This window comes from Ekhidna sp. (genome assembly GCF_039960695.1).
Taxonomy (GTDB): domain Bacteria; phylum Bacteroidota; class Bacteroidia; order Cytophagales; family Cyclobacteriaceae; genus Ekhidna.
In genome coordinates, this window is the sequence record NZ_JBDVKP010000019.1 from 159,655 (window position 1) to 171,278 (window position 11,624).

Below are 11,624 nucleotides of genomic sequence, written 5' to 3' on the forward strand. Positions count from 1 at the left end.
TTAGCACAAAAAGGTTGCATTAAATGAGCTATTGAAATTAATTACCCATTTGTTCTTCGGCTAATTGTTCATTCTCTATTCGTTGTTCCAATGCCTGAATGTAATTTCGGGCATCATTATTTCCATACTGAGTGTAAGATCGTTCGGCCCATTTTCTAGCTTCATTGAGGTTACCAAGTATTTCATTTGCAACTGCCAAATTGTAGGTTAAATAACCTCCCTCTTTGCTTGGAACAGATGTTAATCCATTTTCCCAAATTCTGGCCGCTTCTTTCCAATTACCTACATCTGCGTATCTTGATCCTTGCTCAAGTGCCGGTGACTTTTTCGATTTCCCAACAAAAGAACGGGTAATCTGCACAGGCATTGGGGCGATTTTGTAGGCATAGTTGGATCCCACTTGATTGGTCAAGTGACGAGTAGCATCTGTTTTATTAATAAGAGCAGCAATAGCCCCTGATTTTGTATCTGCTTGAGCATTCCATTCGTTAGTCCTACGATATAGGTCCTGATCAATAATTTTTTCGGAAATGGGGTCGTAAATACGAACGCCTATGGTGATGTTTGCTACTCCGGAAGTACTGAATTCATCTATTTCAATTTCTTCTCCATCCTCATTTTTCACAGTTTTCTTACTTTTCCCATCTGTAACAATAAAGTCAGAATCAAACATTTCGATTGCTATCACAGCATCTGCATCATAGTTCTCGCAAACCACTCGAATAGTGCTCCATGGTAAAGGATCAGGAAATGCCTGTGTCAAACTATTACCTATAAAGGTCTCGTTGGCTACTCGGGTTTCAAACCTTCCGGAATTAGCCAATCGCTTTTGAAAACCAATGATAAATGACTGAATTGCAGCCTTATCTTCTTCGGGAAGTTCTCCTGTCAAAATACCTTCAAGGACATTAACTGCCTCTTTTGAGTATTTGGTCCGATTAAGTATTACCAGCGATTGAATGGATTGATCTACAGTGATGTCAGCCGGACGTGAAGAATTGATTGATACGGTTCTTCTTCCGCTTGAACAAGCGCCCGCGAGAAAAAGAAGGAGGATAAGTTGTGTGAAGATGTTTTTCATTGGTAAAATGGTTTAAATCAAATTTACCAATAAACATGCCGTCTTAATAATTGGAAAAACTTAATATGGTTTTTCACCCACCCAATTGCCGGGAGGGTCATAATTACAGACCCAAATATCCATCCCACCACAACTTATTTTGGCACATCCGACTTTTTTAGTGGTTTGCCATACAATTTGTGTGTAATGACCACACATTTTTCCAGGCTTACATTTGTTTCTGTTATAGTTGTAATCTTCCTTTTCACTGGCCCAGGCATCAACTACATACTTTGCATCAAATGCTCCGGTAGTGCCTTTAAAAAGGTTTTCTCCAAATTTGTTATTTGGCCTATGTTCCCAACCACAGTCATTTGCCTTAAGCTGCTTAGCCCAATCAGCAGCCAATTCAGCCATTTCATCAGACCATTCAAGTTTTTCTAAAACCCCAACATCTGCCCTCCAGTAGTTGTGTCTTTCCAAAATTATTTCGATTTCTTCCTCAGATAATGCTGTCTGAGGTTCTGTTTCTGAGACTGGGGCAAGTAGAATTAGGCTCAAGAAGAATAATGTGATTTTCATAGCTGGTTTGTCTGAAGTTCATCGTTCCTGATTAGATAAAGATACTCCGCAAGATAAAAAGCTCCAATTCCACTAAATATGTGCCATAGAAAATGGGAGCCCATCGATAAAAATTCAGCAATTGAAAAATCTAGTCGTCGAAATAGGAGGCTCAGGATTAAAAAAAAGACAGATAAGACAATGCTGCTTAAGTGCTTGTATTGATGTCTGGAAAGGTAAAAGAGAATAGGAGAGAATATAATGAACCCCGTTAAGAAATAGTTGATGTTGATTGCGAGCTGTCCACCATAATACGCTAAAATGGCAAATCGGATGAATATGAAGGGAACTACTATCGAAATAGCTAGCCATCTTTTTGGTAATATCCTATCCCAGAAGTAGATACTAACTGCCACTGTAACGATGGCGGTGGGAAGCACATCCATCCATAAAAGAAAGTTTGAAGTCCTGAACGCATGATATAGGAAGCTGCCTATACCTCCTAATACCAGAAGCGGAATGAGGAAATAAATAAACGCGTAGTTCTTAAAATCCCATTTCAGTTTGAAAGCCCAATACAGTGGTGGTAGCACAATGGCCAGGGAAGAAAGTGCATTCCATGGCTCTGCTATAAAGGTTGTTAGATCAGTCTCTGCATAAATAGGACCGCCATCTGAGGGTAGAATTTGCATCATATATGAAGATTTACAGGCTTATTAACTAACTGGCAGGAAATTTGATTCCCTTACGGTAATAGCATAGAACAAATATTGTTCTAGACTTTTTTGGTTAGTTGAGAGCCCTGTCTGCCAGCCGGCGGATAGGGTTTCTTTTTTCAATTAACGTCCTTTTTTTGTCGATTGTGTCGTTTAAGATTTATAAATTGAAAAAAATCTCTTTTTTGTTTTGCATTCGACAATATCAGCTAAGAAAGACATATTAAAAATTTACGAAGAGGTAAGAGCACAGACTCAATTTTTGTGTGAGCCTCTTGAAATAGAAGATTTTGTGGTTCAGCCAGTTATGGATGTGAGTCCTCTTAAATGGCATTTGGGACATACCACCTGGTTTTTTGAAACCTTCGTTTTGAAACCTAATGTTAAAGGATATAAGGAATTTCATCCGAAGTATCCGTACTTATTCAACAGCTATTATATATCTGCTGGAGATCGGTGGAGTAGAGAAAATAGAGGTCAGTTGACACGACCAACAGTTAAAGAAGTGTTTGAGTATCGGAGTTATGTGGACGATCATATGAATAATTACCTGGGTGTCCGTCAGATCGATGACCAAACAAGTGAGGCGGTTATTCTTGGATGCAATCATGAACAACAACATCAGGAATTGTTTTTATACGATATCAAACGAATTTTAGGGGACAATCCTTTGTACCCAATCTATAGAGAAACCCCAAAGCCAATAAGTGGTTCTAACACTAAAAAGAATTGGCTGAACATTGAAGAAGGTATCTATGAAATTGGATTTCAGGGTGAAGGATTTCATTTTGATAATGAGGAGGGTCTTCATAAAGTTTATCTACATGAGTATCAAATAGCATCCGGACTTGTTACAAATGGTGAGTTCATTGAATTTATCAAAGACGGAGGATATGAAAACCATATGCTGTGGCTTTCAGAGGCGTGGGATTGGGTGAATGAAAATAAGGTAAATGCTCCAAGATACTGGAAACATGAGGATGGTGGAGATTGGTGGCACTATACTCTTGGTGGATATGAGCCAATCAATCCTGATGAGCCTGTTTGTCACGTGTCCTATTACGAAGCTGATGCATTTGCCCGATGGAAAGGATGCCGGCTACCTACCGAACAAGAATGGGAGGTAGCTTGTAACACATTCTCATTCCAGGTGTCCAAGGAGATGAACTTTGTTGAAGCTCGTAATTTCAAAGCAATCAGTTTAGTTGATTATAGTTTCCTTGGAAATGTGTGGGAGTGGACCTCAAGTCCTTACACACCATATCCATACTACAAACCTCCGGCAGGTGCGCTCGGAGAATATAATGGAAAATTTATGGTCAACCAGATGGTGCTTCGAGGAGGATCCTATGGAACACCAGAAAGTCATATTCGTCCCACATATCGTAATTTTTTTCACCCACATTTGAGATGGATGTTTTCTGGTATCCGTCTGGCAAAACATATTGAATGACACAGACAGAAGCAACAACGATTTTCGAGGAAGAAATATTAAATGGATTAAAAGCCAGAAATAAATTTTTGTCCTCTAAGTACTTTTATGATGCTAGGGGGGATGAATTATTCCAGCAGATTATGAAGCTGGATGAGTATTATCTAACTCGCAAAGAGCACGAAATATTTACCACTCATAAGGAGGCCATCCTTCAGTCGATATACGATGGCGAGACATTTCGTATTATTGAATTGGGGGCAGGAGATGGTTCTAAAACTAAGATTTTACTTAAGCATTTTTTAAAGCAGGGCATTGACTTTACCTACACGCCAGTAGATATTTCTGGCAATGTCTTGGAAATATTAGAGACCAATCTGAAAGCGGAAATGCCTGACTTGAAAATGGAATCTTTTCAAGGTGATTACTTTGATGCATTGGCTCAGATATCTACTAATCCGGAGAAAGACGTTGTTTTCTTTCTTGGGTCCACCATTGGCAACTTTACTGAAGAAGAAGCTATTGGTTTTATGTCAAAGTTGAGAGGCTTTTTAAAGCCTAGTGATATGTTATTTCTCGGTGTTGACTTAAAAAAGGATCCATCAATTATTCTCAATGCTTACAATGACCATGAAGGAGTGACAAAAGAGTTTAATCTGAATTTACTCGATCGAATTAACGATGAATTGGAAGCAAATTTTGAGCGTGACCAATTTCAGCATTATCCTTACTATAACCCCCACACAGGCGAGTGTCGTAGTTACTTAATAAGTAAGGTTGAGCAGGAGGTTGTTGTTGCTGGTGAAAAGATTCATTTTAGGGCATGGGAAGCTATTTTCATGGAAATATCAAAAAAATATGATGCAGTCCAACTGGAAGAACTCGCAGAAAAATCTGGTTTCAAGCCATTAAATGGATTTCATGATCAAGAATCATGGTTTGCTGATATTCTTTGGGAAAAAGAAAAATAATCCAAAAAAGTGGGTCGCTACCGGGAAATAAAAAGTGCGCATGAGAAGATTCGAACTTCCACGGGATTGCTCCCACCACCCCCTCAAGATGGCGTGTCTACCAATTCCACCACATGCGCAAGGGATGGTAAAAATAACTTTTTGAGTATAATTCCAATCGGAATAGAAATAAAAAAGCCGGAATATTTATTCCGGCTTTAATCGTTTTCGATTTGCTATTAATGATGTCCGTGTTCTCCTTCTTCTTCCTCATCACCGGCAGGAAGCGTGTGAGAAGAATGGTAGCTATGCGTGATTTTTTCTGTTTGAGATAATAGTAAGGCTGAAACAATGAATACCATGTGAATTACGATTTCAATAATTACTCCTTCCGTACTGGTTTTCTCAACTTCATTTCTGTAGTTCATGAAAGTTTTAAGTAGGTATACCCCAGAGATGGAAGCTAAAGATGTCGCTAACTTAATTTTCAATTGACCGGCATCTAGTCCCTCCAGCCACAAAGGCTTATCCTCATGCATGTCTACGTCTATTCGACTGGTAAAAATGGAGTAACCCCCAATTGTCACCATAACAACTAAGTTCATTACCATCGAAACATCCACAAGGCCCAAAACTTTGATCATTACCTCTGTTTCATCCCAGATGCTGATGTATTTTACCATGTAAAGAAGTTCCTGGAAGAACTTATAGAGGTAAAGGAAAGAGGCAACTATTAACCCTGTATAAAGAGGAGCTTGAACCCATCTACTCCAGAATATAAAGCCTTCGAAAAAACTTTCGAATCGATTTATGGGTGAATTCTCGTTACTCATAATTTGCTGACCAATTTAGAATTAGACCTGAAATATAAAAGATAATTTATAGGATGACCCGTCAATAATCGAAATTAAGTTAATCTTCATCAAATAATACCAAAGTACCTCCGATTATGTCATGAAGTCCTCTTTTTTGTCGATTAAAGAAGATCATTACGAATCCACCAAAAAAAATGATAAGCGAGATGATTTTTGCTAAATTCCTTAATACGCATTGAAAAAAATGGACCCTACTATTTTGCACTGTTTTGACCTTTATTTTAGCCCACCTTTTACCAGGAGTTGCCTGCCACATCCACTCAAATAAAATGTGATACCCAAAATAAATGCCGCCAATCATTAGGTAATCAAAGTCAGTTCGTGGGACAATAAATGAGAATAAATAGAAAAGGAGCAAGATGGGCAGTAGGTCAATGTTATGAGCTAAAAGCCTTGGCCAGAAACCGGCATATTTGGTATTAATATCTATCAAACTGTTAACTTTAAACATCACAAAAATCAACTCTAATTATGAAAGTTCTTAAAATTATTGGAATCATCATTTTGGTGATTGTTATTCTGGGAGCCGGTGTTGTCATATTTGGCCCGTCTGAGACCCACATGGAAAGAAGTATAACCATTGATGCTCCTGTAGAGGCTGTATTCGATGAAGTTAATGGATTTAAAACCTTCGATCAGTTTTCTGCCTGGTCTGCGGTAGACACCACCGCAAAAATCATCATTGAAGGTCCAACCGCAGGGGTTGGTGCTAGCTATAGCTGGCAAAGCGATAATCCTGATTTAGGGACTGGAAGTATTGAGATCATAGAGTCAGATCAAAATATGATGATAAAATCTAAAATGAGATTTGAAGGGTATCCTGGGGAGCCTACCGCCTCATGGATTTTGTCTGAGGAGGATGGTAAAACAAAAGTTATTTATACCTACGACGAAACAGATATCTCTGGGATTATGAAACTATTTGCACTTGGAACAGAGAGTATGCTTTCACCAATGTATGATGAGACATTGCAGAAATTGAAAACCAGGGTGGAATCAAGACCTGATTTTACTTATGATATTGAGGAGGTGGAGACAACCGCTCAACCTTACATCGGTGTAAAAGCAAGTTCGTCTAGCGATCCGGCAGAAATTGGTGAAGTAATGGGGCAAGCATATGGTCAAATTGGAGCCTATATGGCTAACAATAAAGTTGCTATGGCAGGAGCACCCATATCGATAGTTTTAAGTTATGATGAACAGGAAACTGAGATGATCTGTGGTATACCTACAGAAAGTGTGATTGAAGTTCAGGATGACAACATTATAAGTGAAATGACGTATGCTGGCAAGGCGTTAAAGACCATACACATGGGAGATTATGCTTTGATGGAAAGTGCGTATGAGAATCTTGTAGATTACATGAGCTACTATGGATACGAGGCGAATGGAAATCCTTGGGAAGTTTACCCAACTGATCCTACCCTTGTTCCAGACACAGCTCAATGGAGAACTGAAATATATTTTCCAATTAAATAATTAATAAACATACGTTTAAGTAGCCTCCAGTTGGGGGCTTTTTTGTTTTATACCAGGTCTGGCTGTTTTAGTTGAATCCATTGCAATCTTATATTTCTTTAGATACTTTTGCCCACCGTTTACGGAAAGCTGCCTGAGTGGCGGAACTGGTAGACGCGCACGACTCAAACTCGTGTTCCGCAAGGAGTGCCGGTTCGATTCCGGCCTCAGGTACTTAAGCCCCTGTTAATCATTTGATTTTCAGGGGCTTTTGATTTTTAGGTGGCAAGATGGATGGCAAAATTGTTTTTCTTAGGATTGTTGGAGCTAATGAAGATGCTATGAAAATTTACAATTTCGATCCTCAAAGTCAATTGATAGCACTTGAATAAAAATTACAATTACCTTTATTCAGTAGAATTACTAAAGATTATGAAGATACTGTCATTTATCACTGATTGGAGAATTGCAGCTTGCAACGCTAGCGTTGAATTAACCACATCAGAATATTTAGAAATTGCTGGTTCAATAATTGACAAAAATGAATTTCAACGCAAAAAAGTTATTAGTTCTATTATAAAGAAAACTCTGAAAGAGGATCTTAAAAAAAAGTGTACAATACCTGCCATCGTTTTGGGTATTAAAAATCAGGCCATTCCAGATGACTTTCACTTTGCGGAGTTTAATGATGAAGAAAAGCTGCTATCGTATTTTAAACATAAAGATTTGATAATCCTGGATGGATTACAGAGAACCTTTGTGCTACTCGAACTATTTGAAGAAGACCCTGAGGGTGATTGGATTAATCAAAAATTAAGATGTGAAGTCTTTATTGGTCTCAATAAGCTAGGTATTCTTTACAGAATGTTGACCCTGAATACAGGACAGACCACTATGTCAACTAGACATTTGTTAGAAATTTTGTATTATGACTATCTCAATGTTAAGACAGATGGGATTGAGCTTGTAGCAGATAAAGATGAAAAAAAGATTGAGGATCCATATTCACAATTCAAGTTTCAGGACACCATAGAAGGGTATAACTCTTTCATAGAGGGAAAAGAAGTCCCAATTCAACGTGCGGATATCCTTCAAAATATGGAGACTATTAATAATCTTGAAAAGACAGATGATGATAAAGAAGGCTTTCGCCATTTCGTTAAGCTCTTTCAAAAATTACTCATTTCACTGAAGGAGAAATACAAATCTTTTGAATTCAACGAAGGAGAAATACCTCCGGAGCTTCAATATAGGAGTAGTTCATTTGGCACCTCAGTTTCTAGAATTTTTGGGAAATCGCAATCTTTTACTGGGTTCGGAGCTGCTTGTAGTTTCTTGAAGAGAAATAGGGGTGTTGGATTTCAGAAAATAGATGAGGCTCTACCTGAGATAAAAGTAGAAATTGACGTTGATATTTATTTATTGAATAAGCACTTCGACTATATCCGAAATAAGTCTAAAAAGGTGGGGAATGATCAGAGGTACTACTTTAAAAATTTTTATCAATTTTTATTCGACCCTGATAGTGAAAGCAATCTCAATATAAATCAGTCTCTTAAAAAAGCATATACAAGAATTCAGGAAAGACTAGAGTTTTAGGCAATGTCCTTGAGGATAACATCACCATCTGGAATAATAGATTTAGATGCTTTTTCATTCAGCACGGTGAATAACTATTTAGAGGTAAAAGACAATTTTACTCTTACCAATGTTAGAGTTGATTTGGATTGGTCTCTTTCAAAGTTTCCAGCCAAACTTTTTGATCCTAAAGCTGATTTAGAGGTGGCCTTTCTACTTCGAAATAAACACTTTCCTCAAAGTCGAATTGTCGAAGTTCAATATGAAGGTAAGTCTATTGGATTTGTGTTCACTTTAAATTCAATATTTGATGAAAATAATGAATTTGATAGCCCAGTAAAGAAACATTTTGCCCTAAGAGCATTGATAAGGCTACTTAACAATGAGGAATATTTTCCATATAGAGAAGTCTCTTTAAATGCTCAAAATGATTATCAACTTGCAGATTTTTATGATGAGGATTTAATTATATGCGTTCTCTCAAAAGATAGGGGTTATGAATTAAATGATGAGTTTCTTCTCTCTATTTATGTGAATCTGAATGTATATGGCTTCTATCAAATTAAATACAAGCAATCTAGATTTTAACCCCCCGGATATTAGATACCAATCTGATGCACTCAATATCCTATTGCAAGATAACTACTCCACATTAGCTGTTAGGAAGTTGGATGCTCTTTTACAAGACGAACCATACTTGAATATTTATTTAAAGAACCTAATAAACAAGGATCAGAATTTCTTTCAAAAATTCATCACTCTATATCAATGTTTGGAAATTCTTATTGGAAAACTCTTGGGTGTCGAGCTTAAGAATAAAATATGTAATGAATCTAGCTCCAGAACTGGATATCAAATCAAGAATACCGTTTATGAAATTAGTAAGGAATCATATAGGATAAACAAGGTTTTGAATCACTACTGCACGTATCAATTCGAATCTGACTACCACATTGGTGCTGAAATTTATGCTTTTTTTGAGAAGCATTTTTCTGAATTGATAAATTCAAAGAGTGATCTGAGTAACCTCCTATATGAGCTCAGGAATCAATTGGTTCACAACTATAGGACAATCATTCATAAAGAAGAGAATCAAAGAATATTGATTCAAGAGGATCTAAAGACACTTGTTAATCAGCTGGAATTTTTAGTTGCTGAAGTTATAGTCTCCATCGATTTTAGCAAATAATGTTTAGCTAAAAATTTTAGCATTTACTTTGATGTTGAATTACGATCTTATATTTTTGACAAAATGTCAAAAACCTACCCAGTGAAATCTAACTTTAACGAACTACTTGAGAAATCAGGTTTATCTCCTAAAGAGGCATCTGAAATCCTTGATGTTAGTGAAAGAACAATTTATAGGTGGATTAATGGTGATAGCAAACCAAAGTCATTAGCTTGTAAATTAGTTAAGGACTTATCTGAAAAAGCCAATACCCTATCCGTAAAAAGAAAAGCCGAATTCAAGTATATTGATTTGTTCGCTGGAATAGGGGGGTTTAGAAAGGCATTTGACAGCATTGGTGGGCATTGTGTATTTACTAGTGAATGGGATAAGAATAGTCGAATCACATACCAAGCAAACTATCAATGTGACCATGATTTGGTTGGAGATATTAGAGGGTTCACTCAGGATGAAGAGTCTTTAAAATTGATTCCAGAACATGACGTTCTTGTGGCTGGCTTTCCATGTCAACCGTTTTCCATTGCAGGAGTCTCAAAAAAGAATTCTCTTGGGAAAGCACATGGCTTTAAATGCGATACACAGGGTACTCTTTTTTTTGATCTTGCTCAAATAATAGAATACCACGAACCGAAAGCTTTTCTATTAGAAAATGTTAAGAACTTGGTATCGCATGATAAAGGAAATACTTTCAAAGTAATCAAGAGAACTTTAGAAGAGGAACTTGGTTATTTTATTAGTCATAAAGTAATTGATGCTAGGTACTGGGTTCCTCAACATAGAGAGAGAATATTCATTGTTGGGTTTAAGAAGGATCTTGGATTTGGTTTTGATAATTTCTCAGTACCTGACTTTAACCCTTTACTTGAGACAATTCTTCATAATCCTAATGAAGAAGACGAGCTTCCCTTTTTTATTGATGGAAATGTCGCTGACAAATATACTTTAACACCTAAATTATGGGATTATCTTGTTTCTTATAAAGCAAAGCATAGAGCAAAGGGAAATGGTTTTGGGTTCAGCCTTACAAATGAAAAAGGTGTATCGAGGACTCTATCTGCTAGATATTATAAAGATGGATCGGAAATACTGATTGATCAAAAGGGTAAAAGGCCAAGACGATTGACGCCAAGAGAATGCGCTAGGCTTATGGGGTTTGACAATTTTGGAGAATCAAATTTTAAAATTCCAGTTTCTGATACACAGGCGTATCGACAATTTGGAAACGCTGTTGTTGTACCTGTTGCAAAGTCAATTGCTGAAATGATGTTGCCATATATTCAAGCAGCGATTAATATTCCAGACAATCAACTGGAAATTCCCTTGCATGAAATAGAGTCTAAAATTGCTGCTAATGGGTGATATTGTTTCACCTGAAAAACGAAGTGAAATGATGTCAGGTATTCGTGGTAAGGATACCAAGCCAGAAATGATGATAAGATCTGGTCTTCATAATTTAGGGTTTCGGTACAAGCTGCATGATAGAGCTCTTCCAGGAAAGCCTGATTTAAAATTCACGAAGTATAATGCAGTTGTTTTTGTTCATGGATGCTTCTGGCATAAGCATGACTGCCACCTTTTTAAAATGCCCTTGACTCGAAGTGCCTTTTGGGAGAAAAAGTTTGAAAGTAATACATCTAATGATAAGAAGAATATGGAAATTCTTGCAAAGATGGGATGGCGTATTGCTATTATTTGGGAGTGTGCTTTGAGAGGTAAAAAGAGCATTGAACTTATCGATATTTTGAAAACTACAGATAATTGGTTAAAATCGAAAAACCGTTTTTTGGAAATAGCAGGTAAATAAA

Annotated in this window: 13 protein-coding genes and 2 tRNA genes; 9 read left to right on the forward strand and 6 right to left on the reverse strand. The window is 37.1% G+C overall.

The window, feature by feature from the left end; all coding sequences use genetic code 11:
• Nucleotides 1-37 precede the first annotated feature (37 nt).
• Genes ABJG98_RS14325 through ABJG98_RS14335 form a run of 3 tightly spaced genes read right to left on the reverse strand, consistent with a single transcriptional unit; the run spans nt 38 to nt 2,316 of the window.
• On the reverse strand, nt 38-1,081 hold the full coding sequence (locus ABJG98_RS14325; RefSeq protein WP_348280225.1) for a DUF6340 family protein: 1,044 nt from the start codon (nt 1,079-1,081) through the stop codon (nt 38-40).
• Nucleotides 1,082-1,141: 60 nt separating this feature from the next.
• On the reverse strand, nt 1,142-1,642 hold the full coding sequence (locus ABJG98_RS14330; RefSeq protein ID WP_348280226.1) for a CAP domain-containing protein: 501 nt from the start codon (nt 1,640-1,642) through the stop codon (nt 1,142-1,144).
• Nucleotides 1,639-2,316 carry a ceramidase domain-containing protein gene (locus ABJG98_RS14335; RefSeq protein WP_348280227.1) on the reverse strand — a complete coding sequence of 226 codons (678 nt, stop codon included), beginning with the start codon at nt 2,314-2,316 and terminating at the stop codon, nt 1,639-1,641. Before ABJG98_RS14335 ends, ABJG98_RS14330 begins: the two co-directional genes overlap by 4 nt.
• A gap of 211 nt (nt 2,317-2,527) precedes the next feature.
• Between ABJG98_RS14335 and egtB the strand changes: the two genes are divergently transcribed.
• Both egtB and egtD read left to right on the forward strand, forming a co-directional pair.
• The gene (gene egtB, locus ABJG98_RS14340; RefSeq protein WP_348280228.1) at nt 2,528-3,790 is read left to right on the forward strand and encodes an ergothioneine biosynthesis protein EgtB; all 1,263 of its coding nucleotides are present in this window, start codon (nt 2,528-2,530) and stop codon (nt 3,788-3,790) included.
• Nucleotides 3,787-4,740 carry an L-histidine N(alpha)-methyltransferase gene (egtD, locus tag ABJG98_RS14345; RefSeq protein ID WP_348280229.1) on the forward strand — a complete coding sequence of 318 codons (954 nt, stop codon included), beginning with the start codon at nt 3,787-3,789 and terminating at the stop codon, nt 4,738-4,740. Before egtB ends, egtD begins: the two co-directional genes overlap by 4 nt.
• 35 nt (nt 4,741-4,775) lie before the next feature.
• On the opposite strand, the gene ABJG98_RS14350 is transcribed toward egtD, so the two are convergent.
• From ABJG98_RS14350 to ABJG98_RS14360, 3 genes are all read right to left on the reverse strand, one after another.
• Nucleotides 4,776-4,859 (reverse strand) — tRNA-Leu (locus ABJG98_RS14350).
• A 99-nt stretch (nt 4,860-4,958) separates the two neighbouring features.
• Entirely contained in the window at nt 4,959-5,552 is a 594-nt protein-coding gene (locus tag ABJG98_RS14355) for a TIGR00645 family protein (protein WP_348280230.1), read from the reverse strand.
• Nucleotides 5,553-5,631: 79 nt separating this feature from the next.
• The gene (locus ABJG98_RS14360) at nt 5,632-6,045 is read right to left on the reverse strand and encodes an RDD family protein (protein ID WP_348280231.1); all 414 of its coding nucleotides are present in this window, start codon (nt 6,043-6,045) and stop codon (nt 5,632-5,634) included.
• 20 nt (nt 6,046-6,065) lie between these two features.
• On the opposite strand from ABJG98_RS14360, the gene ABJG98_RS14365 reads away from it, so the two are divergent.
• The 7 genes from ABJG98_RS14365 (at nt 6,066) to ABJG98_RS14395 (ending at nt 11,623) form a co-directional block, all read left to right on the forward strand.
• Nucleotides 6,066-7,073 carry an SRPBCC family protein gene (locus ABJG98_RS14365; protein WP_348280232.1) on the forward strand — a complete coding sequence of 336 codons (1,008 nt, stop codon included), beginning with the start codon at nt 6,066-6,068 and terminating at the stop codon, nt 7,071-7,073.
• Nucleotides 7,074-7,204: 131 nt separating this feature from the next.
• Nucleotides 7,205-7,286, forward strand: a tRNA-Leu gene (locus tag ABJG98_RS14370).
• A gap of 198 nt (nt 7,287-7,484) precedes the next feature.
• Nucleotides 7,485-8,651: a hypothetical protein gene (locus ABJG98_RS14375; RefSeq protein WP_348280233.1), complete on the forward strand. Its 1,167-nt coding sequence runs from the start codon at nt 7,485-7,487 to the stop codon at nt 8,649-8,651.
• A 3-nt stretch (nt 8,652-8,654) separates the two neighbouring features.
• Nucleotides 8,655-9,218 (forward strand): hypothetical protein, encoded by a 564-nt coding sequence (locus ABJG98_RS14380; protein WP_348280234.1) that lies wholly within the window; start codon nt 8,655-8,657, stop codon nt 9,216-9,218.
• Nucleotides 9,178-9,819: a hypothetical protein gene (locus tag ABJG98_RS14385; protein ID WP_348280235.1), complete on the forward strand. Its 642-nt coding sequence runs from the start codon at nt 9,178-9,180 to the stop codon at nt 9,817-9,819. Before ABJG98_RS14380 ends, ABJG98_RS14385 begins: the two co-directional genes overlap by 41 nt.
• A 63-nt stretch (nt 9,820-9,882) precedes the next feature.
• A complete protein-coding gene (dcm, locus tag ABJG98_RS14390; RefSeq protein ID WP_348280236.1) occupies nt 9,883-11,178 on the forward strand; it encodes a DNA (cytosine-5-)-methyltransferase in 1,296 nt (431 codons plus the stop codon).
• Nucleotides 11,171-11,623, forward strand: a complete 453-nt coding sequence (locus tag ABJG98_RS14395) for a very short patch repair endonuclease (RefSeq protein WP_348280237.1) — start codon at nt 11,171-11,173, stop codon at nt 11,621-11,623. The genes dcm and ABJG98_RS14395 overlap by 8 nt, the downstream gene beginning before the upstream one ends.
• The last annotated feature ends 1 nt before the right edge of the window (nt 11,624 follow it).

What these genes read in the sequence shown, in the direction of transcription:
- ABJG98_RS14325 (WP_348280225.1), bottom strand. Translation starts at nt 1,081, where the DNA reads ATGAAAAACATCTTCACACAACTTATCCTCCTTCTTTTTCTCGCGGGC.
- ABJG98_RS14330 (WP_348280226.1), bottom strand. Translation starts at nt 1,642, where the DNA reads ATGAAAATCACATTATTCTTCTTGAGCCTAATTCTACTTGCCCCAGTC.
- ABJG98_RS14335 (WP_348280227.1), bottom strand. Translation starts at nt 2,316, where the DNA reads ATGATGCAAATTCTACCCTCAGATGGCGGTCCTATTTATGCAGAGACT.
- egtD (WP_348280229.1), top strand. Translation starts at nt 3,787, where the DNA reads ATGACACAGACAGAAGCAACAACGATTTTCGAGGAAGAAATATTAAAT.
- ABJG98_RS14355 (WP_348280230.1), bottom strand. Translation starts at nt 5,552, where the DNA reads ATGAGTAACGAGAATTCACCCATAAATCGATTCGAAAGTTTTTTCGAA.
- ABJG98_RS14360 (WP_348280231.1), bottom strand. Translation starts at nt 6,045, where the DNA reads ATGTTTAAAGTTAACAGTTTGATAGATATTAATACCAAATATGCCGGT.
- ABJG98_RS14365 (WP_348280232.1), top strand. Translation starts at nt 6,066, where the DNA reads ATGAAAGTTCTTAAAATTATTGGAATCATCATTTTGGTGATTGTTATT.
- ABJG98_RS14375 (WP_348280233.1), top strand. Translation starts at nt 7,485, where the DNA reads ATGAAGATACTGTCATTTATCACTGATTGGAGAATTGCAGCTTGCAAC.
- ABJG98_RS14380 (WP_348280234.1), top strand. Translation starts at nt 8,655, where the DNA reads ATGTCCTTGAGGATAACATCACCATCTGGAATAATAGATTTAGATGCT.
- ABJG98_RS14385 (WP_348280235.1), top strand. Translation starts at nt 9,178, where the DNA reads ATGGCTTCTATCAAATTAAATACAAGCAATCTAGATTTTAACCCCCCG.
- dcm (WP_348280236.1), top strand. Translation starts at nt 9,883, where the DNA reads ATGTCAAAAACCTACCCAGTGAAATCTAACTTTAACGAACTACTTGAG.
- ABJG98_RS14395 (WP_348280237.1), top strand. Translation starts at nt 11,171, where the DNA reads ATGGGTGATATTGTTTCACCTGAAAAACGAAGTGAAATGATGTCAGGT.